25 protein-coding genes are annotated in these 23,475 nt (G+C 60.5%); 20 read left to right on the top strand and 5 right to left on the bottom strand.

Features of this window, described 5'->3' with window-relative positions; all coding sequences use genetic code 11:
- Positions 1 to 91 precede the first annotated feature (91 nt).
- From iscR to ACM6G4_RS14290, 19 genes are all read left to right on the top strand, one after another.
- Positions 92 to 583: a Fe-S cluster assembly transcriptional regulator IscR gene (iscR, locus tag ACM6G4_RS14380; protein ID WP_003227911.1), complete on the top strand. Its 492-nt coding sequence runs from the start codon at positions 92 to 94 to the stop codon at positions 581 to 583.
- A gap of 50 nt (positions 584 to 633) precedes the next feature.
- Positions 634 to 1,848, top strand: a complete 1,215-nt coding sequence (locus tag ACM6G4_RS14375) for an IscS subfamily cysteine desulfurase (RefSeq protein WP_414913939.1) — start codon at positions 634 to 636, stop codon at positions 1,846 to 1,848.
- Positions 1,849 to 1,930: 82 nt separating this feature from the next.
- Positions 1,931 to 2,317 carry a Fe-S cluster assembly scaffold IscU gene (gene iscU / locus ACM6G4_RS14370; protein WP_056721266.1) on the top strand — a complete coding sequence of 129 codons (387 nt, stop codon included), beginning with the start codon at positions 1,931 to 1,933 and terminating at the stop codon, positions 2,315 to 2,317.
- A gap of 34 nt (positions 2,318 to 2,351) precedes the next feature.
- Positions 2,352 to 2,675 carry an iron-sulfur cluster assembly protein IscA gene (iscA, locus tag ACM6G4_RS14365; RefSeq protein ID WP_003227904.1) on the top strand — a complete coding sequence of 108 codons (324 nt, stop codon included), beginning with the start codon at positions 2,352 to 2,354 and terminating at the stop codon, positions 2,673 to 2,675.
- 8 nt (positions 2,676 to 2,683) lie between these two features.
- Positions 2,684 to 3,205, top strand: coding sequence for a co-chaperone HscB (gene hscB / locus ACM6G4_RS14360; RefSeq protein ID WP_046040913.1), 522 nt, complete (start codon positions 2,684 to 2,686; stop codon positions 3,203 to 3,205).
- Between the two features lie 51 nt (positions 3,206 to 3,256).
- Entirely contained in the window at positions 3,257 to 5,119 is a 1,863-nt protein-coding gene (gene hscA, locus ACM6G4_RS14355) for a Fe-S protein assembly chaperone HscA (RefSeq protein ID WP_414913938.1), read from the top strand.
- 2 nt (positions 5,120 to 5,121) lie between these two features.
- The gene (gene fdx, locus ACM6G4_RS14350) at positions 5,122 to 5,463 is read left to right on the top strand and encodes an ISC system 2Fe-2S type ferredoxin (protein WP_007998670.1); all 342 of its coding nucleotides are present in this window, start codon (positions 5,122 to 5,124) and stop codon (positions 5,461 to 5,463) included.
- A 14-nt stretch (positions 5,464 to 5,477) separates the two neighbouring features.
- Positions 5,478 to 5,678, top strand: coding sequence for a Fe-S cluster assembly protein IscX (gene iscX, locus ACM6G4_RS14345; protein ID WP_056721260.1), 201 nt, complete (start codon positions 5,478 to 5,480; stop codon positions 5,676 to 5,678).
- 201 nt (positions 5,679 to 5,879) lie between these two features.
- Entirely contained in the window at positions 5,880 to 6,305 is a 426-nt protein-coding gene (gene ndk / locus ACM6G4_RS14340; RefSeq protein ID WP_007903599.1) for a nucleoside-diphosphate kinase, read from the top strand.
- Positions 6,306 to 6,333: 28 nt separating this feature from the next.
- Positions 6,334 to 7,476, top strand: a complete 1,143-nt coding sequence (gene rlmN / locus ACM6G4_RS14335; RefSeq protein WP_056721259.1) for a 23S rRNA (adenine(2503)-C(2))-methyltransferase RlmN — start codon at positions 6,334 to 6,336, stop codon at positions 7,474 to 7,476.
- A 16-nt stretch (positions 7,477 to 7,492) separates the two neighbouring features.
- The gene (gene pilW / locus ACM6G4_RS14330) at positions 7,493 to 8,251 is read left to right on the top strand and encodes a type IV pilus biogenesis/stability protein PilW (protein ID WP_056721257.1); all 759 of its coding nucleotides are present in this window, start codon (positions 7,493 to 7,495) and stop codon (positions 8,249 to 8,251) included.
- Positions 8,251 to 9,273: a RodZ domain-containing protein gene (locus ACM6G4_RS14325; protein WP_414913937.1), complete on the top strand. Its 1,023-nt coding sequence runs from the start codon at positions 8,251 to 8,253 to the stop codon at positions 9,271 to 9,273. The genes pilW and ACM6G4_RS14325 overlap by 1 nt, the downstream gene beginning before the upstream one ends.
- Before the next feature lie 3 nt (positions 9,274 to 9,276).
- On the top strand, positions 9,277 to 10,386 hold the full coding sequence (gene ispG / locus ACM6G4_RS14320) for a flavodoxin-dependent (E)-4-hydroxy-3-methylbut-2-enyl-diphosphate synthase (protein ID WP_003185136.1): 1,110 nt from the start codon (positions 9,277 to 9,279) through the stop codon (positions 10,384 to 10,386).
- A gap of 37 nt (positions 10,387 to 10,423) precedes the next feature.
- Positions 10,424 to 11,713, top strand: coding sequence for a histidine--tRNA ligase (hisS, locus tag ACM6G4_RS14315; RefSeq protein WP_008053247.1), 1,290 nt, complete (start codon positions 10,424 to 10,426; stop codon positions 11,711 to 11,713).
- 41 nt (positions 11,714 to 11,754) lie between these two features.
- Complete coding sequence (locus tag ACM6G4_RS14310; RefSeq protein WP_008053246.1) at positions 11,755 to 12,396, top strand: tetratricopeptide repeat protein; 642 nt, start codon at positions 11,755 to 11,757, stop codon at positions 12,394 to 12,396.
- Positions 12,389 to 13,540 (top strand): outer membrane protein assembly factor BamB, encoded by a 1,152-nt coding sequence (bamB, locus tag ACM6G4_RS14305; protein WP_056721253.1) that lies wholly within the window; start codon positions 12,389 to 12,391, stop codon positions 13,538 to 13,540. Before ACM6G4_RS14310 ends, bamB begins: the two co-directional genes overlap by 8 nt.
- Positions 13,541 to 13,676: 136 nt before the next feature.
- Positions 13,677 to 15,146 (top strand): ribosome biogenesis GTPase Der, encoded by a 1,470-nt coding sequence (gene der / locus ACM6G4_RS14300; protein WP_046040936.1) that lies wholly within the window; start codon positions 13,677 to 13,679, stop codon positions 15,144 to 15,146.
- 122 nt (positions 15,147 to 15,268) lie between these two features.
- The gene (locus ACM6G4_RS14295; RefSeq protein WP_223542210.1) at positions 15,269 to 16,417 is read left to right on the top strand and encodes a pyridoxal phosphate-dependent aminotransferase; all 1,149 of its coding nucleotides are present in this window, start codon (positions 15,269 to 15,271) and stop codon (positions 16,415 to 16,417) included.
- Positions 16,405 to 17,196 (top strand): amidohydrolase, encoded by a 792-nt coding sequence (locus ACM6G4_RS14290; protein ID WP_414913936.1) that lies wholly within the window; start codon positions 16,405 to 16,407, stop codon positions 17,194 to 17,196. The genes ACM6G4_RS14295 and ACM6G4_RS14290 overlap by 13 nt, the downstream gene beginning before the upstream one ends.
- Positions 17,197 to 17,374: 178 nt before the next feature.
- On the opposite strand, the gene leuA is transcribed toward ACM6G4_RS14290, so the two are convergent.
- From leuA to xseA, 3 genes are all read right to left on the bottom strand, one after another.
- Positions 17,375 to 19,054, bottom strand: coding sequence for a 2-isopropylmalate synthase (leuA, locus tag ACM6G4_RS14285; protein WP_414913935.1), 1,680 nt, complete (start codon positions 19,052 to 19,054; stop codon positions 17,375 to 17,377).
- A gap of 408 nt (positions 19,055 to 19,462) precedes the next feature.
- A complete protein-coding gene (locus ACM6G4_RS14280) occupies positions 19,463 to 20,284 on the bottom strand; it encodes a peptidoglycan DD-metalloendopeptidase family protein (RefSeq protein ID WP_414913934.1) in 822 nt (273 codons plus the stop codon).
- A 3-nt stretch (positions 20,285 to 20,287) separates the two neighbouring features.
- Complete coding sequence (xseA, locus tag ACM6G4_RS14275; protein ID WP_056721244.1) at positions 20,288 to 21,667, bottom strand: exodeoxyribonuclease VII large subunit; 1,380 nt, start codon at positions 21,665 to 21,667, stop codon at positions 20,288 to 20,290.
- A 145-nt stretch (positions 21,668 to 21,812) separates the two neighbouring features.
- Between xseA and ACM6G4_RS14270 the strand changes: the two genes are divergently transcribed.
- A complete protein-coding gene (locus tag ACM6G4_RS14270) occupies positions 21,813 to 22,580 on the top strand; it encodes a sulfite exporter TauE/SafE family protein (RefSeq protein WP_409078267.1) in 768 nt (255 codons plus the stop codon).
- Positions 22,581 to 22,622: 42 nt separating this feature from the next.
- Here ACM6G4_RS14270 and ACM6G4_RS14265 read toward each other — a convergent pair whose 3' ends face one another.
- Both ACM6G4_RS14265 and ACM6G4_RS14260 read right to left on the bottom strand, forming a co-directional pair.
- The gene (locus ACM6G4_RS14265) at positions 22,623 to 23,030 is read right to left on the bottom strand and encodes a DNA polymerase III subunit chi (protein WP_414913933.1); all 408 of its coding nucleotides are present in this window, start codon (positions 23,028 to 23,030) and stop codon (positions 22,623 to 22,625) included.
- Positions 23,031 to 23,038: 8 nt separating this feature from the next.
- Positions 23,039 to 23,467, bottom strand: coding sequence for a DNA polymerase III subunit chi (locus ACM6G4_RS14260; RefSeq protein ID WP_056721239.1), 429 nt, complete (start codon positions 23,465 to 23,467; stop codon positions 23,039 to 23,041).
- Positions 23,468 to 23,475: the final 8 nt, after the last annotated feature.

Raw genomic sequence — 23,475 nt, 5'->3', positions numbered from 1 at the left:
GTAATCCCGACTAAAGTACTAGGTCTAATAGTTGACTTAAATACTCGGGAATTGCATACTCGCCTCATTCCGAACTCCGTGGTAATTGTCCATGCGACTGACTACAAAAGGCCGATACGCCGTGACCGCCATGCTTGACCTGGCGTTACACGCGCAGCACGGGCCCGTGTCCCTGGCCGATATCTCCGAGCGCCAAGGCATCTCCCTGTCCTACCTCGAACAGCTTTTCGCCAAGCTGCGCCGCAGCAACCTGGTGTCCAGCGTTCGCGGTCCGGGCGGTGGCTACCAATTGTCCCGCGACATGCAGGGCATCCAGGTCGCCCAGGTGATCGATGCGGTGAACGAATCGGTCGATGCAACCAAATGCCAGGGCCAGGGTGATTGCCACTCCGGTGACACTTGCCTGACTCACCACTTGTGGTGTGACCTGAGCCTGCAGATCCACGAATTTCTGAGCGGTATCAGCTTGGCTGACCTTGTGACTCGCCGTGAGGTGCAAGAAGTAGCCCAGCGCCAGGACCAACGCCGTTGCAACAGCAAGGCGCCACGCCTGGACAAGATTGAAGCGTCCGCCGTCGAATGACTGCCAGAGAGCTAGCGGCACGCCAGCCAGCCTGATTTAGGAGATAGTCCATGAAATTGCCGATTTACCTTGATTACTCTGCGACTACCCCGGTTGATCCGCGTGTCGCGCAAAAGATGAGTGAATGCCTGCTGGTCGACGGAAACTTCGGTAACCCGGCGTCCCGTTCCCATGTGTTCGGCTGGAAAGCCGAAGAGTCCGTCGAAAACGCCCGTCGTCAGGTGGCCGATCTGGTCAACGCCGACCCGCGTGAAATCGTCTGGACCTCCGGTGCTACCGAGTCCGACAACCTGGCAATCAAGGGTGCGGCACATTTCTATGCCACCAAAGGCAAGCACCTGATCACCACCAAGATTGAGCACAAGGCTGTCCTGGACACCATGCGCCAACTGGAGCGTGAAGGTTTTGAAGTGACCTACATCGAGCCTCGTACCGACGGCTTGGTAACTCCTGAGATGATCGAAGCCGAACTGCGCGACGACACCATCCTGGTTTCGGTCATGCACGTGAACAACGAAATCGGCACCATCAACGACATCGCAGCGATCGGCGAACTGCTCCGTGCCAAGGGCATCCTGTTCCACGTCGACGCCGCCCAGTCCACCGGCAAGGTCGAGATCGACCTTTCGAAGCTGAAAGTCGACATGATGTCGTTCTCCGCCCACAAGACCTACGGTCCTAAAGGCATCGGCGCCCTGTACGTAAGCCGCAAGCCGCGCGTACGTATTGAAGCGACCATGCACGGTGGCGGCCACGAGCGCGGCATGCGTTCCGGCACCCTGGCGACCCACCAGATCGTCGGCATGGGTGAAGCTTTCCGCGTAGCCAAGGAAGACATGGCTGCCGAGAACGCACGCATCAAGGCGTTGAGCGACCGCTTCTACAAGCAGGTCGAGCACCTGGAAGAGCTGTACGTCAACGGCAGCCTGACCGCCCGCGTTCCGCACAACCTGAACCTGAGCTTCAACTACGTTGAAGGCGAGTCGCTGATCATGGCGCTCAAGGATCTGGCGGTTTCGTCCGGTTCGGCCTGCACCTCGGCGTCCCTGGAGCCTTCGTACGTACTGCGCGCCCTGGGCCGCAACGACGAACTGGCACACAGCTCGATCCGCTTCACCTTCGGCCGTTTCACCACCGAAGAAGAAATCGACTACGCCGCGCAGAAAGTCTGCGAGGCCGTTACCAAGCTGCGCGCTCTGTCGCCGCTGTGGGACATGTACAAAGACGGTGTCGACATTTCGAAAATCGAGTGGGCGGCACACTGATTTCAAGTCGCCGCAATCAGCCCTGTAAACTCAGGTTTCAGGGCTTCAAGAGCGACTCTCTGATGAGTGAGGATTAAGAATCATGGCTTACAGCGAAAAGGTCATCGACCACTACGAAAACCCGCGCAACGTCGGCAAGATGGATGCGCAAGATCCTGATGTCGGCACCGGCATGGTCGGCGCTCCGGCGTGCGGCGACGTGATGCGCCTGCAGATCAAGGTCAACGACGCCGGTATCATCGAAGATGCCAAGTTCAAGACCTACGGCTGCGGTTCGGCTATCGCTTCCAGCTCCCTCGCCACCGAGTGGATGAAGGGCAAGACCCTGGACGAAGCGGAAACCATCAAGAACACCCAGCTGGCTGAAGAACTGGCCCTGCCGCCAGTGAAAATCCACTGCTCGGTACTCGCTGAAGACGCCATCAAGGCGGCCGTTCGCGATTACAAGCAGAAGAAAGGCTTGATCTGATTTTCGAGTTTTGGCGACGAGTAAGGAGTCACCGATGGCTATCAGCATGACAGAAGCGGCTGCTCGACACGTGCGGCGCTCCCTCGACGGGCGCGGCAAAGGTGAAGGGATTCGTCTGGGTGTTCGCACCACGGGCTGTTCCGGCCTTGCCTACGTGCTGGAGTTTGTCGACGAGGTGGTTGCAGAGGACCAGGTGTTCGAAAGTCACGGCGAAAAAGTGATCATCGACCCGAAAAGCCTCGCTTACCTGGACGGCACCGAGCTCGATTTCGTCAAGGAAGGGTTGAACGAAGGCTTCAAGTTCAACAACCCCAACGTACGCGGTGAATGTGGCTGCGGCGAAAGCTTCAACATCTGAGGCTTGTCGTGGGTACTCCTTGTCATTTCGCTTTATTTGAGCTGCAACCGAGTTTCGATCTGGACCTCGATCAGCTGGCTACGCGCTACCGTGAGTTGGCGCGCAGTGTTCATCCGGACCGCTTTGCCGACGCTTCCGAGCGTGAGCAGCGGTTGGCGCTGGAGCAATCCGCGAGCCTCAACGAGGCCTACCAGACGCTCAAGAGTCCACCCAAGCGCGCGCGTTACCTGCTCGCCTTGAATGGTGGCGAGCTGCCGCTGGAGGTCACGGTGCATGATCCGGAGTTCCTTCTGCAGCAGATGGAGCTGCGTGAAGAGCTCGAAGACCTGCAGGACAGCGCCGACCTCAATGGCGTTGCCGTCTTCAAGCGTCGCCTGAAGGCTGCCCAGGATGAACTGAACCAAAGCTTCGCAGCTTGCTGGAACGATGCCGCGCACCGTGAACAGGCCGAACGCCTGATGCGGCGCATGCAGTTCCTCGACAAGCTCACCTACGAAGTGCGCCAGCTGGAAGAGCGCCTCGACGATTAACCCAGTGCCGCTCCGGTCGCACGCCTGATATACAGATAAGTCCTGATAACGATGGCCCTACTGCAGATCGCCGAACCCGGCCAAAGTCCTCAACCGCACCAGCGTCGTCTGGCTGTGGGGATCGACTTGGGCACTACCAATTCGCTGGTCGCTGCATTGCGCAGTGGTCTTTCCGAGCCGCTTGCCGACGCAGAAGGGCAGGTCATCCTGCCGTCTGCCGTGCGCTACCACGCCGATCGCGTCGAGGTGGGCGAATCCGCCAAGCTGGCTGCCGCTACCGATCCCTTGAACACTGTGCTGTCGGTCAAGCGCTTGATGGGTCGTGGTCTGTCCGACGTCAAGCAGCTTGGTGATCAGTTGCCGTACCGCTTTGTCGGTGGCGAGTCGCACATGCCGTTCATCGACACGATCCAGGGCCCGAAAAGCCCGGTGGAAGTCTCCGCCGACATCCTCAAGGTGCTGCGCCAACGCGCTGAAGCGACCCTGGGTGGTGAGCTGGTGGGCGCGGTGATCACCGTTCCGGCCTATTTCGACGACGCCCAGCGTCAAGCCACCAAGGACGCGGCCAAGCTGGCCGGTCTGAACGTGCTGCGTTTGCTCAATGAGCCGACCGCTGCCGCCGTGGCTTATGGTCTGGACCAGCACGCTGAAGGCCTGGTCGCGATCTACGACCTGGGTGGCGGCACCTTCGATATTTCGATTCTGCGCCTGACCGGCGGTGTCTTCGAAGTTTTGGCCACCGGTGGCGACAGCGCCCTGGGTGGCGATGACTTCGACCACGCGATCGCTGGCTGGATCATCGAGAGCGCCGGTCTGTCCGCCGACCTCGATCCGGGTGCGCAACGCAATTTGCTGCAAACCGCCTGTGCGGCCAAGGAAGCCCTGACCAATGCTGCGGCCGTTGAGGTTGCCCATGGCGACTGGAAAGCCGAGCTGACCCGCGAAGCCTTCAATGCGCTGATCGAGCCAATGGTCGCTCGCAGCCTGAAAGCCTGCCGCCGCGCTGTTCGTGATTCCGGTATCGAACTGGAAGACGTGCACGCCGTGGTCATGGTCGGTGGTTCGACTCGCGTGCCTCGCGTTCGCGAAGCCGTCGCCGAAGCCTTTGGTCGCCAGCCGCTGACTGAAATCGACCCGGATCAAGTGGTAGCCATCGGTGCTGCGATCCAGGCCGATACCTTGGCGGGCAACAAGCGCGATGGCGGCGAACTGTTGCTGCTGGACGTGATTCCGTTGTCCCTGGGGCTGGAAACCATGGGCGGCCTGATGGAGAAGGTGATTCCGCGCAATACCACCATCCCCGTCGCCCGCGCCCAGGACTTCACCACTTATAAAGACGGCCAGTCGGCCATGGCCATCCACGTATTGCAGGGCGAGCGCGAGCTGATCAGCGACTGCCGCTCCCTGGCGCGCTTCGAGCTGCGCGGCATTCCGGCGATGGTGGCTGGCGCGGCGAAGATCCGCGTGACCTTCCAGGTCGACGCCGACGGTCTGCTCAGCGTTTCCGCCCGTGAGCTGGGTTCGGGAGTTGAGGCCGGCATCCAGGTCAAACCGTCCTACGGTCTGACCGACGGCGAAATCGCCAGGATGCTCAAGGACTCGTTCCAGCACGCCAATGACGACAAGGTTGCCCGCGTACTGCGCGAGCAGCAGGTCGACGCCCAGCGCCTGATCGAGGCGGTGCAGGCTGCCCTGGAGGTCGATGGCGAGCGCTTGCTCGACGCCGAAGAGCGCCTGGTCATCGACATGCAGGTGCAGGAACTGACCGAACTGATGAAAGGTACCGATGGTTACGCCATCGAGCAGCAGACCAAGCGTCTGTCGCAAGTGACCGACGCCTTTGCTGCCCGCCGCCTGGACTCGACGGTGAAAGCCGCGCTGGCGGGGCGCAACCTGAATGAGATTGAGGAATAACGATGCCGCAGGTCATTTTTCTGCCACACGAGAAGTTTTGCCCCGAAGGCATGGTTGTTGAGGCTGAAACAGGTATTTCCATCCTCGAGCTGGCCCATGAGCACCACATCGAGATGGAAAGCGCTTGCGGCGGCGTCTGCGCCTGCACCACCTGCCACTGCATCATCCGCGAGGGTTTCGACTCGCTGGAAGAGGCTGACGAGCTGGAAGAGGACTACCTTGATAAGGCCTGGGGTCTTGAGCGCGAGTCCCGTCTGGGGTGCCAGGCCAAGGTCGGTACCGAAGACCTGACCGTCGAGATTCCGAAGTACTCGCTCAACCACGCAGCCGAAGCACCGCACTGATTCAAGGAATTGTCATGAAACTCAAGTGGACTGATGTGCTGGAGATCGCGATCCAGCTGGCTGAAAGCAAGCCCGACGTGGACCCTATGTCGGTCAACTTCGTCGATCTGCGTAAATGGGTGATGGAACTGCCCGATTTCGACGACATGCCTGAGCATTGTGGCGAAAAGATCCTGGAGGCCATTCAGGCCCACTGGATCGAAGAACGCGAGTAGGAGCTGACTCGCGAAGCGAGGCTGCGATCTTTTCCATCCGCTTGAGTTTCAAGCACGGGATCGGGATCAAAGGATCGCAGCCTTCGGCAGCTCCTACAGAAGGTAGGCGTCGCGACCGTCACTCAGTTAGGCAATACCCGAGAACCCGCGTATAATTCGCGGGTTTAATTTTTCGTAAATTACCGTTTCTGGAGTTACACCATGGCTGTTCAACGTACTTTCTCCATCATCAAGCCTGACGCCGTTGCTAAAAACGTGATCGGCGAGATCACCACTCGTTTCGAAAAAGCTGGCCTGCGCGTTGTAGCTTCGAAACTGAAGCAACTGTCCAAAGCCGAAGCCGAAGGCTTCTACGCTGAGCACAGCGCTCGTGGTTTCTTCAACGACCTGGTTGCTTTCATGATCTCCGGTCCGGTTGTCGTTCAGGTTCTGGAAGGCGAAAACGCTATCGCTCTGAACCGTGAGCTGATGGGCGCTACCAACCCTAAAGAAGCTGCTGCCGGCACCATCCGTGCTGACTTCGCTGACTCCATCGACGCCAACGCTGTACACGGTTCGGACTCCGAAGCCGCTGCCGCTCGCGAAATCTCGTACTTCTTCGCAGCTACTGAAGTAACCACTCGCTAAGCATTGGCTTAAGAGTGAAGGTGAATCCATGACTACATCGACTGTAAAAACTAACCTGCTGGGTCTGACTCAGCTGGAAATGGAAAAATTCTTCGACTCAATCGGGGAGAAGCGTTTCCGTGCCGGTCAGGTAATGAAATGGATTCACCACTTTGGTGTCGATGATTTCGATGCCATGACGAACGTCAGCAAGGCCTTGCGCGAAAAGCTCAAGACTGTTGCCGAGGTCCGTGGTCCGGAAGTGGTCAGCGAGGACATCTCCAGCGACGGCACCCGCAAGTGGGTGGTGCGCGTGGCGTCCGGCAGCTGCGTCGAGACCGTATACATTCCCCAGGGCAAGCGCGGTACCTTGTGCGTTTCGTCCCAGGCAGGCTGTGCCCTGGATTGCAGTTTCTGCTCCACCGGCAAGCAAGGCTTCAACAGCAACCTCACCGCCGCCGAAGTCATCGGCCAGGTGTGGATTGCCAACAAATCCTTTGGTAGCGTCCCGGCAACCGTCGACCGTGCCATCACCAACGTGGTGATGATGGGCATGGGTGAGCCGCTGCTGAACTTCGACAACGTCGTCGCGGCCATGCATCTGATGATGGACGACCTGGGCTACGGCATTTCCAAGCGCCGTGTGACCCTGTCGACCTCCGGCGTGGTGCCGATGATCGATGAGCTGTCCAAGCACATCGACGTCTCCCTGGCGTTGTCCCTGCACGCACCGAATGACGCATTGCGTAACCAATTGGTGCCGATCAACAAGAAGTATCCGCTTAAGATGCTGCTCGAGTCGTGCCAGCGCTACATGTCGAACCTCGGCGAAAAGCGCGTGCTGACCATCGAATACACCTTGCTCAAGGACATCAATGACAAGGTCGAGCACGCCGTGGAGATGATCGAGCTGCTCAAGAACATCCCGTGCAAGATCAACCTGATCCCGTTCAACCCGTTCCCGCACTCCGGTTACGAGCGCCCGAGCAACAACGCCATCCGGCGTTTCCAGGATCAGCTGCATCATGCCGGCTTCAACGTCACCGTCCGCACCACCCGTGGTGAAGACATCGACGCGGCCTGTGGTCAATTGGTAGGGCAGGTGCTGGATCGCACCCGTCGCAGCGAACGTTATATCGCCGTGCGTGAACTCAACGCCGAGAACGATGTAGCGCAAGACGCCGCGAAATAACCGAGAGAGGATCTCTATGTCCCTGCGCTTTGCGCTGCTTTTGCTGTTGGCCAGCCTGTGTGCTGGCTGCGTGCTTTCGGGCGACTACAACCCGATGAAGACCAGCAAGGGCCGTGATGAGGCGCGTGAGGCGTACGTGCAACTTGGTATCGGGTATTTGCAACAAGGCATGACCGAGCGCGCCAAGGTTCCACTGAAGAAAGCGCTGGAGCTCGATGGCTCCGACCCTGATGCCAACGCGGCGCTGGGGCTGGTGTTCCAGGCCGAGATGGAACCGGAACTTGCCGACGAGCATTTTCGCAAGGCGCTGGCTTCCCGTCCCGCCGATGCACGAATCCTCAATAACTACGGCAGTTTTCTGTTCGAGCAGAAACGTTACAACGAAGCCTACGAGCGCTTCGAGCAAGCCGCTGCCGATACCCTGTATCCTGAGCGTTCGCGGGTGTTCGAGAACCTGGGCATGACCGCTGCAATGCTCGGTCAGCGCGATCTGGCCCAACAGCAACTGGAAAAAGCCCTGCGCCTGAACCACCAACAACCACGTGCATTGCTGGAAATGGCTGAGTTGTCTTACGAAGACAGGCATTATGTGCCCGCGCGTGACTATTACGACCGTTTTAGCCAGCTCTCCGAACAAAATGCACGTAGTCTATTGCTCGGCGTTCGGCTGGCAAAAGTGTTCGAAGACCGCGACAAGGCCGCAAGCAAAGGCCTGCAACTAAAAAGACTCTATCCCGGTACGCCGGAATATCAGCAATACCTGTCGGAGCAATGATGAAAGCGGCGCATCCCGAAGTTGTAGCAGCGAATCGCGTAAACCCCGGTGAGACTTTACGCCAGGCCCGCGAAAGCAATGGCTGGTCGCTGGCCGAAGTGGCCCTCAAGCTCAACCTCACCACCACTTCCCTGAGCAATCTGGAAGCCGGCGCCTTCGACAAGCTGCCCGGGCATACGTTTGCTCGCGGTTACATTCGCGCCTATGCCAAATTGCTCGGCATGGACCAGGCCGTTCTGGTCCAGCAATTCGATCAATCCACCGGTACCGACTCCCAGGGCAGCAATGTTCACAGCCTGGGTCGTATTGAAGAGCCGGTGCGGGTTTCCCACACCATTTTGCGAATCGTCAGCCTGCTGTTGCTGGTCGCGGTGATCGGTGGCGGTTTCGTCTGGTGGCAGGATCAGACCTCGATGCGCACCAAGGACCTGATCGGTCTGGCACCAGAACACGTTGAAGTCGAAGGCGCCGACGGTACGACACAGATTCATCCGCTGGACGAGCCGGAAGACCAGGCCGTCGCGGAAGGTCAATCCGACGGCGGAACCGCCCTCGCGCTGCCACAGGCCGACGCTGCGGCCGAAGCACCAGAACAGGCTCAAGTGACTGCGCCAGCCGCCCCGGCAGCGCCGACCGCGCCAGCCGCACCTGCCCATACCACCGCGCCTGTTGTCGCAGCACCGGTGACCCCGGCAGCTCCGGCTCCGGCAGCTCCAGTCGTTCCGGCCCCGGTGGCGACTGCACCGGTAATCGCTCCTGCTCAAGCCGCGCCAGTGGCCGGTGAAGGCCAGGTCCAGGTGCAGTTCACCTCCGATTGCTGGACACAAGTGACCGATGGTAGCGGCAAGGTGCTGTTCAGCGGTCTCAAACGCAAAGGCGACAGCCTGGCAGTCAATGGCAAGCCTCCGTTTGCCGTGCGTCTGGGCTTTGCCCGCGGCGCTCAGGTCAGCTACAACGGCCAGCCGGTCGATGTCGCTCCGTTCACCAGTGGCGAGACTGCTCGCCTGAAGTTGGGTCAATAAGTCATGCACGGCGAATCTCCAATCAAACGTCGCGAATCCCGCAAGATCTGGGTCGGTAACGTGCCTGTTGGCGGCGATGCGCCTATCGCTGTGCAGAGCATGACCAACAGCGACACCAACGATGTCGCGGCCACGGTCGCGCAAATCAATCGTCTGGAAGCGGCCGGCGTCGATATCGTGCGGGTCTCCGTACCGGACATGGACGCCGCCGAAGCCTTCGGCAAGATCAAGCAGCTGGTCAAGGTGCCTCTGGTTGCCGACATTCACTTCGACTACCGGATCGCTCTGCGCGTCGCCGAACTGGGTGTCGATTGCCTGCGGATCAACCCGGGCAACATCGGGCGCGAAGACCGCGTGCGTGCAGTGGTGGACGCCGCCCGTGACCGCGGGATCCCGATCCGTATCGGCGTGAACGCCGGTTCCCTGGAAAAAGACCTGCAAAAGAAATACGGCGAGCCGACCCCGGCGGCGCTGGTCGAGTCGGCCTTGCGCCACGTCGAGCACCTTGAACGCCTGAACTTCCAGGACTTCAAGGTCAGCGTGAAAGCCTCCGACGTGTTCATGGCCGTCGAAGCCTACCGCTTGCTGGCCAAGGAAATCGTCCAGCCGCTGCACCTGGGCATCACCGAAGCCGGTGGTTTGCGTTCCGGCACGGTGAAATCTGCCGTGGGCCTCGGTATGCTGCTCGCCGAAGGGATTGGCGATACTATCCGCATCTCGTTGGCGGCCGACCCGGTCGAGGAAGTGAAAGTCGGCTACGACATTCTCAAGTCCCTGCACCTGCGTTCCCGTGGCATCAACTTCATCGCCTGCCCGAGCTGCTCGCGGCAAAACTTCGATGTGGTCAAGACCATGAACGAGCTGGAAGGGCGTCTCGAAGATTTGCTGGTGCCGCTGGATGTCGCGGTGATCGGTTGCGTGGTCAACGGCCCTGGCGAAGCCAAGGAAGCCCATATCGGCTTGACCGGCGGCACGCCGAACCTGATTTACATCGACGGCAAGCCGTCGCAGAAACTGACGAATGACAATCTGGTGGATGAGCTTGAACGCTTGATCCGCCAGAAAGCGGCCGAAAAGGTCGAAGCTGACGCTGCCGTTATTGCGCGCGGCTGAACCTGACTGAAGAGCCGAACGAATTTAAGGATTTAAAGTGAGCAAGTCATTGCAAGCCATTCGTGGCATGAACGACATCCTGCCCGAACAGACCCCCCTGTGGCGTCATTTCGAAGGCACCGTTTCGCGCCTGCTGGATAACTACGGTTACAAGCAGATCCGCATGCCGATCGTCGAGTTCACCGAGCTGTTCAAGCGTTCCATCGGTGAAGTGACCGACATCGTCGAAAAAGAGATGTACACCTTCGACGACCGCAACGGCGACTCCCTGACCCTGCGCCCTGAAGGCACGGCGGCCTGTGTGCGCGCGGTGCTGGAACACGGCATCACCGGCGGCGGCCAGGTTCAGAAACTCTGGTACATCGGCCCGATGTTCCGCCACGAGCGTCCACAGAAAGGCCGTTATCGCCAGTTCCACCAGATCGGTGTGGAGGTGTTCAACCTCGACGGTCCGGACATCGACGCCGAGCTGATCGTGCTGACGTGGCGCCTGTGGGGCGAACTGGGCATCCGCGATGCGGTCAAGCTCGAGCTCAACAGCCTGGGCACCAGCGAATCCCGTGGTCGTTATCGCGAGGCACTGGTGGAGTTCCTGTCCCGGCATCTGGACAAGCTGGACGAAGACAGCCAGCGCCGCCTGAAGACCAACCCGTTGCGCGTCCTGGACACCAAGAACGCCGAGACACAGGCGATTCTGGTCGATGCGCCGAAAATGGCCGACTACCTCGACGAAGAATCCCGCGTGCACTTCGAGGGCCTCAAGGCTCGCCTGGACGCCGCCGGCATTCCTTACGTGATCAACCCGAAGCTGGTTCGCGGGCTGGATTACTACAGCAAGACCGTTTTCGAATGGGTCACCGACAAACTCGGCGCCCAGGGCACCGTGTGTGCTGGTGGTCGTTACGACGGCCTGGTCGAGCAGATGGGCGGCAAGCCGACCGCCGGCGTTGGCTTTGCGATGGGCATCGAACGCCTGGTGCTGTTGCTCGAAACCCTGGAGCAGATCCCGCAAGAGATCTCCCGTCAGGTCGACGTCTACCTCTGCGCTTTCGGTGAAGCCGCCGAACTGGCTGGCCTGACCCTGGCGGAGCGGGTTCGTGACCAGTTGCCCAACCTGCGCCTGCAAGTGAATGCCGGCGCCGGCAGTTTCAAAAGCCAGTTCAAGAAGGCCGACAAGAGCGGTGCGCTGTACGCGCTGATCCTCGGTGACGACGAAATGGCCCAGCAAGTGGTAGGTTTCAAACCCCTGCGTGGCCAGGGCGAACAACAAAGCATTGCCTGGGATGCGCTTGCAGCGCACCTGGCCACCTGCGTCGTGCAGGGTTGAAGCTGTCTAAACAGCCGAATTAGCGATTAAGGAGTATTGGGGTGTCGAGTACCGAAGACGAACATTTGATGGAATTGAAGGAATGGTGGTCACGCAACGGTAAGCCCCTGGTCACTGGTGGCCTGTTGGCGCTGGTCATCGTGTTCGGCTGGCAGGCGTTCCACAAGTATCAGAGCAATCAGTCGCAAGGCGCCTCGATTCTCTATCAGCAATTGCTCGAAACCACGCTGACGCCTGACGGCAAGCCTGACGCGGCCCGTGTTTCGGACCTGGCCGGCAAGCTCAACAGCGAGTTTGGCGGCAGCGCCTACGCGCAGTACGGCAGCCTGTTCGTGGCCAAGGTAGCGGTCGACAGCGGCAAGCTGGACGACGCGGCCAGCGAGCTCAAAGCCATTGTCGCCAAGCCGGCCAACCCGGCGCTGGGCGAAATCGCCCGTCAGCGTCTGGCCCAGGTACTCGGCGCGCAGAACAAGGCCGACGAAGCACTGAAGCTGCTCGAAGGCGATGCCGACAAGGCATTCCTGGCCACTCGCGAAGAACTCAAGGGTGACCTGCTGGTGCAGCTGGGTCGTACCGACGAGGCGAGCGCGGCGTATCAAAAAGCCAAGGCGGCACTGTCGGATGAAGCGGCGGTCGGTGGCCTGCAAATCAAGCTGGACGACCTGGCCAAAGGGGATGCGTGACGTGATTCGTTGGAAACATGCAGCATTGCTGGCCCTGGCCATTTTGGCCGCGGGTTGCAGCAGCAACAGCAAAAAAGAACTGCCTCCGGCCGAGCTGGTCGACTTCAAGGAAGAAGTGGTTCTGCACAAGCAGTGGAGTCGTTCGATCGGTGACGGTCAGGGCGAAACCTACAACATGCTGGTTCCGGCCATCGATGGCGATACCATCTATGCCGCCGACGTCACTGGCGTGTTGATGGCGATGGACCGCAACACCGGCGACGTCAAATGGAAGAAAGACCTCGAACTGCCTGTCTCCGGCGCCGTGGGTGTTGGTTACGGACTGGTCACCATTGGTACGATCAAGGGTGAAATCGTTGCCCTGGACGCGATCAACGGTGAAGAAAAGTGGCGCGCTCGCGTGTCCAGCGAAGTACTGGCGCCGCCAGCCAACAACGGCGACGTCGTGGTGGTCCAGACCCAGGACGATCGTCTGATCGGCCTGGATGCCTCCACCGGTGACCGTCGCTGGATCTATGACAGTACGCCTGCGGTACTGACCCTGCGCGGTACCAGTGCGCCGATCGTGACCAACCGCCTCGCGGTGGCTGGCCTGTCGACCGGTAAAGTGGTTGCCGTGGACATCACCAACGGCGTACCAGTGTGGGAACAGCGCGTAGCGATCCCGCAAGGCCGTTCGGAACTGGAGCGCGTGGTCGACATCGACGGTGGCTTGCTGCTGTCGGGCGAGACGCTGTATGTCGCCAGCTATCAGGGGCGCGTTGCCGCTCTGGACCTGCAAAGCGGCCGTCAGCTCTGGCAGCGTGATGCTTCCAGCTATGCCGGTGTCGCCCAGGGTTTCGGTACCGTTTATGTGAGCCTGTCTTCGGGCACCGTTGAAGGCGTCGATGAGCGTTCCACCACAGCCTTGTGGAGCAACGACTCGCTGGCCCGCCGTCAACTGTCGGCTCCGGAAGTGTTCTCCAGCTACGTTGCAGTCGGTGACCTGGAAGGTTACCTGCACCTGCTGAGTCAGGTGGACGGTCGTTTCGTCGGCCGCGAGCGCATCGACAGCGACGGCCTGCGTGCCCGTCCGCTGGTGGTGGGTGACACGATTTATGTGTATGGCAACAGCGGCAAACTGGAAGCCCTGACCATCAAGTAACGACTATGCTTGGGGTTTAACCCCCAAGCGGCCCCGGTTTACCGGGGTTTGCAGCGCTTTCAAGCGTTGCCCCGAGCACCAGCCGCTGCCTCGCAGCGGCTTTTGTATTTTCTGAAATAACGAAGTGGAGAGCCGCATGGTTCCCGTAATCGCCCTGGTGGGCCGACCGAACGTCGGCAAGTCCACCTTGTTCAACCGCCTGACCAGGACTCGTGACGCCATCGTCGGCGACTTGTCCGGTCTGACCCGTGATCGCCAGTACGGTGAGGCCAAGTGGCAAGGGCGTTCCTACATTCTGATCGACACCGGCGGTATCTCCGGTGACGAACACGGTATGGACGAAAAGATGGCCGAGCAGTCGCTGCTGGCCATCGAAGAAGCGGATGTCGTTCTGTTCCTGGTAGATGCCAAGGCCGGTTTCACCGCCGCCGACCAGATGATCGCCGAGCATTTGCGCAAACGTAACAAGCGTTCCTACGTGGTTGCCAACAAGGTCGACAACATCGACCCGGAAATGGCCCGCGCCGAATTCGCTCCATTGGGCATGGGCCACGCGATTCCAATCGCTGGTGCTCACGGTCGTGGCATCACCCAGATGCTGGAAATCGCCTTGAGTGACTTCCCGAAAGACGATGACGAGCTGGAAGAAGGCGAGGAAGAAGACGTCGCCGAAGGCGAGGAAGCCAAGCGCATTCCTGGCCCGAGCGAAAAAGACGGGATCAAGATCGCCATCATCGGCCGTCCGAACGTCGGCAAGTCGACCCTGGTCAACCGCATGCTCGGCGAAGACCGGGTAATCGTCTACGACCAACCCGGCACCACCCGCGACAGTATCTACATCCCGTTCGAGCGTAACGACGAGAAGTACACGCTGATCGACACCGCCGGTGTGCGCAAGCGCGGCAAGATCCACGAAGAAGTCGAAAAGTTCTCCGTGGTCAAAACCCTGCAAGCGATCAAAGACGCCAACGTGGTGATCTTCGTGATGGACGCCCGCGAAGGCGTGGTGGACCACGACCTCAACCTGCTGGGCTTTGCCCTCGAGGCCGGTCGTGCGTTGGTCATCGCGATCAACAAGTGGGACGGCATGACGCCGAGCGAGCGCGACTTCGTCAAGATCGAGTTGCAGCGTCGCCTGTTCTTCGTCGAGTTTGCCGATATTCACTTTATCTCGGCACTGCACGGCACCGGCGTGGGCAACCTCTACGCCTCGGTACAGAACTCGTTCAAGTCCGCGGTTACCCGCTGGCCGACCAGCCGCCTGACCCAGATTCTGGAAGACGCGGTCAGCGAGCACCAGCCGCCGATGGTCAACAGCCGCCGGATCAAGCTGCGTTATGCCCACCTGGGTGGCGCGAACCCGCCGATCATCGTGATTCACGGTAACCAGATCGAGAAGGTGCCGAAGTCCTACGTGCGTTACCTGGAAAACACGTATCGCCGTGTGCTGAAGCTGGTCGGTACGCCGATCCGCATCGAGTTCAAGGGTGGCGAGAACCCGTACGAAGGCAACAAGAACACGCTCACCGACCGTCAGGTCAACAAGAAGCGTCGCTTGATGTCGCACCACAAGAAGGCCGACAAGAAGCGTCGCGACAAGCGCTGATCGAGGTTTTTCCCGTGGGATGGAAAGGGCGCCAATGGCGCCCTTTTTCATGCCTGCCGTTTGGGCTATCCTCGGACTCCCCCGCGCCGCCGTAGAGCCGGGTGTAGAGCAGGGAACCACCGATGATCACCAGCAAGCTGCCGAATGTCGGCATCACTATCTTCACTCAGATGTCTCAGCTCGCGGCACAGACCGGCGCGCTCAATCTGTCCCAGGGCTTTCCCGATTTCGCGGCCCCGCAGGCCCTGTGCGATGCGGTCGGCCGGCATATCGCCAGCGGTCATAATCAATATTCGCCAATGACCGGGCTGCCGGTGTTGCGTCAGCAGATCGCGGCGAAGATCGCCCGCAGTTATGGCGCACAGGTGGATGTAGATACTGAAGTGACGGTTACCCCCGGTGCGACCGAGGCGATTTTCTGTGCCATTCAGGCGGTTATCCACAGCGGTGACGAAGTCATCGTGTTTGATCCGGCATACGACAGCTACGAGCCTTCGGTGGAGTTGGCCGGCGGTCGTTGCGTGCATGTGCAACTGGGCCTGAACGACTTCAGTATCGACTTCGAGAAGCTTGCCCTGGCACTCAGCCCGCGTACGCGAATGATCATCCTCAACACCCCGCACAACCCCAGTGGCGCATTGATCAGCCGTGCCGAACTCGACCAGTTGGCAGACTTGATCCGCGATCGCGACATCTACGTGATCAGCGACGAAGTCTATGAACACCTGGTGTATGACGGTGTGCCCCACGTCAGCGTGCTGAATCATGAAGAGCTGTATCAGCGTGCCTTCGTGGTCAGCTCGTTCGGCAAGACCTACCACGTCACAGGCTGGAAAACCGGCTATGTGGTTGCACCACCGGCCCTGACGGCGGAATTGCGCAAGGTGCACCAGTACGTGAATTTTTGTGGGGTGACGCCGCTGCAATATGCATTGGCCGATTACATGGCCGAACATCCCGAACACGTCGAGGAGCTGCCGGGTTTCTATCAGGCCAAGCGTGATTTGTTCTGCGATCTGCTGCTACCGTCGCGTTTCAGCTTCACCCGGGTGACCGGCACCTATTTCCAGTTGGTCGATTACTCGCAGATCCGCCCGGATCTCAATGATGTCGAGATGGCCCTGTGGATGACCCGCGAGCACGGCGTGGCCAGTATCCCGATCTCGGTGTTCTACCAGACGCCACCGGTCGGCCAGCGCCTGGTGCGGCTGTGCTTTGCCAAGCGTGAGGAGACCCTGCGTGAAGCAGCGGAAAAACTATGCGTGATCTGAGTGCATTGCCCAAGCTGACCGTTGCGCTGATCCAGACGTCCCTGGCCTGGCACGACCGCCAGGCCAACCTCGAGCATTTCGAGCCGTTGCTGGAGCAGGCTCGCGGCGCCGACCTGATCATTCTGCCGGAGATGTTCACCACCGGGTTCTCCATGGAATCCGAGGCCCTCGCCGAAGCGGAAAACGGCCCCACCAGCAAATGGCTGCGGGTCCAGGCGGCAAAGCTTGATGCGGTGATCACCGGCAGCGTCATCGTCCAGGCCGCCGACGGCAGCCATCGCAATCGCCTGCTGTGGGCGCGCCCGGATGGCGAGGTGCTGCACTACGACAAGCGTCACCTGTTCCGCATGGCCGGTGAGCATAACCACTACACCCCCGGCGAACGCCAGGTGCAGTTCGAGCTCAAGGGCTGGCGAGTGCGGCCGTTGATCTGCTACGACCTGCGCTTCCCGGTGTGGAGCCGTGACGCCCAAGACACCGACCTGCTGCTGTACACCGCCAACTGGCCAGGTGCGCGGCGCCAGCACTGGAACCGCTTGCTGCCGGCGCGGGCGATCGAGAACCTGTGCTATGTCGCGGCGGTCAATCGCATCGGGACTGATGGCAAGGGCTTTGCCTATACGGGTGACAGTCAGGTGCTGGATTTCCAGGGCGAGACGCTGCTCAGTGCCGGAGAGGCAGACGGGGTGTTCACGGTGGTGCTGGATGCGGCAGAGCTGGCGGCGTATCGCACGCGGTTTCCGGCGAATCTGGATGCCGATACCTTTGAGTTCATCTGATATTCCGGTGTACTCCAAAAGATCGCAGCCTTCGGCAGCTCCTACAGGGGGTCGCGTTCCAACGTAGGAGCTGCCGAAGGCTCGGGCCGCGTTCGGACGATCTTTTGATCTTAAAGCCGCACAAACGAAAAGGCCCCGAGGTTCACACCCCCGGGGCCTTTTGCATTTCAGCGATGGCTTACGCCGCTTTCGCTTCCGGCTGGCTCAGCGAGCGGTTCAGCGCACTGAACAGGGCCTTGAAGCTGGCGGTGGTGATGTTTTCGTCGATGCCGACGCCATGCACCGCACGTTCGCCATTCACTCGCAGTTCAATGTAGGCCGCGGCCTTGGCATTGGTGCCCGCGCCGATGGCGTGCTCGTTGTAGTCCATGATTTCCACCGGTACCGGCAGGCCGGCCACCAGCGCTTCCAGGGCACCGTTGCCCTTGCCGCGCCAGTGCAGGTTGGTCTCGCCCTGGCCCTGGCTGGCCACTTCCACTTCAACGGCGCTGTGACCGTTTTCTTCCTGCAGGCGATGGCTGACCAGCGCGTACGGGGTGTTGGCCTGCAAGTACTCGCTGTGCAGCAGTGCGTGGATCTGCTGGGCGGTCATTTCCAGGCCGAGGCGGTCGGTTTCACGCTGCACGACCTGGCTGAACTCGATCTGCATGCGACGCGGCAGGCTGATGCCGTACTCCTGCTCCAGGAGGTAGGCGATGCCGCCCTTGCCCGACTGGCTGTTGACGCGGATGACCGCCTCGTAGCTGCGGCCGATGTCGGCCGGGTCGATCGGCAGGTACGGTACTTCCCACAGTGCATCGGATTTCTGCTGGGCGAAGCCCTTGCGGATCGCATCCTGGTGCGAGCCGGAGAATGCGGTATGCACCAGGTCGCCGACGTACGGGTGACGCGGGTGCACCTGGATCTGGTTGCACTCTTCGACGACTTTGCGCACGCCGTCGATGTCGGAGAAGTCCAGCTCAGGGTTCACGCCCTGGGTGTAGAGGTTCAGGGCCACGGTCACGAGGTCGACGTTACCGGTACGCTCGCCGTTGCCGAACAGGCAGCCTTCGACACGGTCGGCACCAGCCATCAGGCCCAGTTCGGTGGCGGCAACGCCAGTGCCACGGTCGTTGTGGGTGTGCAGGCTGATGATCACGCTGTCACGACGGTTGATGTGGCGGCCGAACCATTCGATCTGGTCGGCATAGATGTTCGGGGTCGCGCATTCCACCGTGGCCGGCAGGTTGAGGATCATCTTGTGCTCGGGCGTCGGGTTCCAGACCTCGATCACCGCGTCGCAGACTTCCTTGGCGAACTCCATTTCGGTGGCGCTGAAGGTTTCTGGCGAGTATTCGAAGGTCCACTCGGTGTCCGGCTGCAAGGCCGCGTATTTGACGAACAGCTTGGCGGCGTTCACGGCGATGGCCTTGACCCCGTCCTTGTCCTGGTTGAAGACAATGCGGCGGAAGGAAGGGGAGGTCGCGTTGTACAGGTGAACGATGGCTTTCTTCGCGCCGCGCAGGGATTCGAAGGTGCGCTCGATCAGGTCTTCACGGCCCTGGGTCAGCACCTGGATGGTGGTGTCGTCCGGGATGTGGTTGCCTTCGATCAGGGTGCGGACGAAGTCGAAGTCGGTTTGCGAGGCGGCCGGGAACGACGCTTCGATTTCCTTTACGCCGACCTGCACCAGGGTTTTCCAGAAGCGCAGCTTCTTGACGGCGTCCATCGGCTCGATCAGCGACTGGTTGCCGTCACGCAGGTCGGAACTGCACCAGATCGGCGCGGCGGTGATGGTTTTCGACGGCCAGGTGCGGTCCGGAATGTCGATGGTCGGGAACGCGCGGTATTTCGAAGACGGGTCTTTGAGCATGCTCATCGGGAAATCCTTATTGTGTTGGCCGAAAAAAGGCGGCCTGCCGGTGGATCAAAAGTTCTTGGAGTACAGCCTGGGACGAGACACCACGATTCAGCCCGGCAGTCGTGCACTGACGAGGCACAGGCTGCGGTGCTGGCGGAGCTGAATGAGGGTGTGAGAGGTTTTCATGCCTTCAACCCTAACCTTGGGGGGGAAGGTTGGCAAGCAGTCGAAAAAAATTGAGAGGAATACTCGTGAACGGGTATTTATCGAGATTTTATTGCTGTGATTGGCGGTGATTGTTTTGTTGTTTGCGCGAGGTTTGAGTGGTGCGCAATTGACGAGGTGACACTGCCGGACTGCTTTCGGTGTCTGTGATATTGCCATCGCGAGCAAGCTCGCGATGAGGCCAGAGGCCTTATTTTGGAATCAGGGCTGAAACGCACCAATGAAGATTGCCGGATCGACCCGCGCATCGTTCAGGCTGATGTTCCAGTGCATGTGCGGTCCGGTCGCGCGGCCGGTCGCACCGACTTTGCCGACCACGTCACCACGGGCCAGTGGCTGTCCCACCTTCACGTCGATTTTCGACATGTGGCAGAACATGCTGATGAAGCCCTGGCCATGGTCGACGAACACCGTGTTGCCATTGAAGAAGTAGTTGCCGATCAGGATCACCTTGCCGGCAGCCGGGGTTTTGATCGGTGTGCCGGCGCCCACGGCGAAGTCCAGGCCAGAGTGGGGGTTGCGTTCTTCACCGTTGAAAAAACGGCGCACGCCGAACTTGCTCGACAGCGGCCCGTTCACCGGTTTGTCCAGCAGCAGGTTGCTCGGGGTGTTGGGGCTGAACGTGCGGTAAGCGGCAATCTGTTCGGCCAGTTCACGCTCGATGCGCTTGAGGTTCTCCGGGGCCGGATTGACCTGCTGGGTGTTCTTCAGGGTGATGCGCTGTTCCGGGTATTTTTTGTTGCCAACCGTAAAATTCAGGTTACGACCGCCGCTGCTGACCGATTGAGCCCCCGGCTTGACCGTCAGTGGCACGCCGACAATGGCCAGCCAGTTGTTCTGTTCCTTGACTACCAACACCGGTTTGCCTTGATAGGTGGCTTTTGGCGCCTGGGCGGACGTGCCCAGGTCCACCACCGCCACGCCGCCCGGCACCGGTTTGTTCAACTGACGGGTGATGTAGCTGTCGGCGTGGGCGTTGAAGGTCAGCAGCAGTAACAACAACGGAGCAAAGAAGCGCGGCATGGATCAATCCAGTAAAGAAAGGGTGACGGGCGTCAGGTGATTGTCTTCGACCCGCACTTGCAGTTCGCCTTCGCCCAGTTTGGCCTTCAGGCGCTGGCCGGTATGGGTTTGCGCGGCGTTGCGGATCGCGTTGCCGCGCTCATCCAGCAAGATGCTGTAGCCACGGCCAAGGGTCGCCAACGGGCTGACCACATGCAGTGTCTGCATCTGGCTGTGCAGTTGCAGGCGACGGTTCTTCAGCCCTTCGCGGATGGCGCGCGGCAGGCGTTCGGCCAGGCTGTCGAGGCGCTGGCGCAGCATTGCCAGTTGCCGGCCCGGATGTTGTGCGGCCAGACGGGTTTCCAGGCGGATCAAGCGCTCGCGACGGGTGTTGAGGCTGCGCTCGAACGCGCGGCGCATGCGCATGTCCAGGTCATCCAGGCGTTGCGCTTGTTGGCGCAGGCGCTCGCCGGGATGGCGCAGGCGTCGGGAAATGCCTTCCAGGCGCAAGCGATCGCGCATCAAGCGGTCACGCATGCGCATCACCAGCCGTCGGTGCAGGCTTTCGACCCGACGCACCAGATCGCTGGAGTCCGGTGCCAGCAATTCGGCGGCAGCGGAAGGGGTGGGCGCGCGTACGTCAGCCACGAAGTCACTGATCGACACGTCGGTTTCGTGGCCGACCGCGCTGACAATCGGTGTCACGCAAGCGTCCACGGCGCGGGCCACGGCTTCTTCGTTGAAGCACCAGAGGTCTTCCAGGGAACCGCCACCCCGGGCCAGGATCAGTGCGTCGAAACCGCGGGCATCCGCCAGTTTCAGGGCGCGGACAATCTGCGCGGTGGCTTCGCGGCCCTGCACGGCGGTAGGGATCAGCGTCAGTTGTATTTGCGGTGCACGGCGGCGGAACACGCTGATGATGTCGCGGATCACCGCCCCGGTGGGCGAACTGATGATGCCGATGCGTTGCGGATGCGCCGGCAACGGCACCTTGCGTTCGGCACTGAACAGGCCTTCGGCGCTGAGCTTTTCCTTGAGTGCATCGAAGGCCAGGCGCAAGGCGCCGTCGCCGGCCGGCTCCACGGTGTCGAGGATCAGCTGATAATCACCGCGCCCCTCGAACAGAGAGACCTTGCCGCGCACCTTGACCGCCAGACCGTCCTTCAAGGCCTGGCGAACCCGTGCCGCGTTCTGCCGGAAAAGCGCGCAACGCACCTGGGCGCCGCTGTCCTTGAGGGTGAAATACACGTGGCCGGACGCCGGGCGGGCGAGGTTGGAGATTTCGCCTTCGACCCAGATGTTGCTGAACACGTCTTCGAGCAACACCCGGGCGCGGCCGTTGAGCTGGCTGACGGTCAGGACTTCGCGGTCCAGGCCGAGTCTTGCAAAGGGATCTTTAATCATGGGGCGCAGTTTAAAGGCATTTTCCAACTGAATGCACGATCCCTTGTAGGAGCTGCCGAAGGCTGCGATCTTTTGAATTTGCTTTCAAAAGCAAAAGATCGCAGCCTTCGGCAGCTCCTACGGAGATAACGGATATTCAAGGAAGGTGTACGTGCTCGAGTTGTTGAATCAATGGCCCTTCGGCCCGCTGGACTGGCTGGTGATCGGTGCAGGCGTCGCCCTGGCCTACATCGTGTTCGGCATCGCCGGTTTTGGCACCGCACTGGTGGCGGGGCCGATTCTGATTCTGTTCATGCCGCTGTCCAAGATCGTGCCCTTGCTGGTGTTGCTCGACTTTGTCGCGGCATTCGGCAATCTGTTGCCTTCGCGGCGTGATGTGGCGAAACCGGAACTTCTGCGGTTGCTGCCGTGCATGGCGGTGGGGTGCACCCTCGGCGTGATATTCCTGCTGAACCTGAAATCCGACCTGTTGCTGCTGTTGATGGGGCTGTTTATCAGTGCCTATGCGATTTACAGCCTGTGGATAAAGGTCCGTCCGGCGCAGTTGTCCGCCGCGTGGGCGCTGCCGATGGGGACGGTGGGCGGGATGTTCGGCGCGTTGTTTGGCAGCGGCGGCTTTCTCTATGCGATCTATTTGAACAGCCGATTGCCCAAGGAGGCGGCGCGGGCGACCCAGAGTGCGCTGATCAGTTGCAGTACGGTGGTGCGTTTGAGCCTGTTTGCCATCGCCGGTGTGTATGCCGATTTGCCGTTGCTGGTGCTTGCGGTTTGTCTGTTGCCGGCGATGGTGCTGGGGCTTTGGGTTGGCCGGAAGTTGACCATGCGCCTGTCCCGCGAGGCGTTCGTGCGGCTGGTGACGTGGCTGGTGCTGGCCAGTGGAATTGCGTTGATCGGGCGTTACTTGAGCACCTGAAGATTCAACCTGTGGAGAGGGAGCAAGCTCCCTCTCTACTATTCAGTCGTTGTACTGGCTCAACAACCGCTCCAGTCGTGCACTGAGGCGACGTTTGATTTCGGTCTCGATGTGCGGGGCGAAGTCGTCGATCACGTCTTGCATGATCAACTGCGCGGCGGCGCGCAATTCGCTGTCCAGGTGCAGCAGGTCATCCGGGTTCTTGCTGGCGGCAGGCGCCGGCGTTGCCATGGTGACGGGTTCAACGTTGGGGGCAGGGGTTGTCGGTACGACAGGGGGCGAAGGCTCGCTCACGGCGTCGAACAACATGGGAATCTGTTCCTGGTCACCTTCCTCGACCGTGTCGGTCAGCAGGGGCGGTTGCAGGTTGTCATCGCCGAGCAATTGGCGGATCGACTCAAGGTCGTCCAGCAGGTGCGCGGACTGTTGCAGCGGTTTTGGAGTGTCCATTGGAAGGCTCAGAGTCGCTGTAAACGGTGATCTTGCAGAGGATAGCCCTGTTCGCGGTAGAAACGGAAACTCTCCCGCGCGGCCGCTCTGATCGTCGGATCCTCCACCACCACTTCCGCCACCCGGGCGAACTTGTTGGCGAAGGCCGGGACCTTCAGGTCGAGATTGACCAGCAAATCCTGATGCTGACCGCAGTCATCGCCCAACCCAAGGACAATAAAACCTTCAGGTTCGCTGTCGGCAGGGCCGTGGGGCACGAAGCTTTCACCCTTGAACGCCCACAGCCGCGCATCGAGATCGTCACGCTGGGCCGCGTCGCTGCAATGCAGGTAGATGCGGTGGCCCATGCGCCAGGCTTTCTCGGTGAGCTTGCAGGCAAAGTCCAGGCGTGCCGAAGGATCGGCGCTGGGCAGGATATAGAAGTCGACTTTGGTCATTGCGGTTC

The organism is Pseudomonas sp. IT-P258, assembly GCF_949767825.1.
Lineage (GTDB): Bacteria > Pseudomonadota > Gammaproteobacteria > Pseudomonadales > Pseudomonadaceae > Aquipseudomonas > Aquipseudomonas monachiensis.
This window is presented reverse-complemented; position numbering and strand designations above follow the sequence as displayed.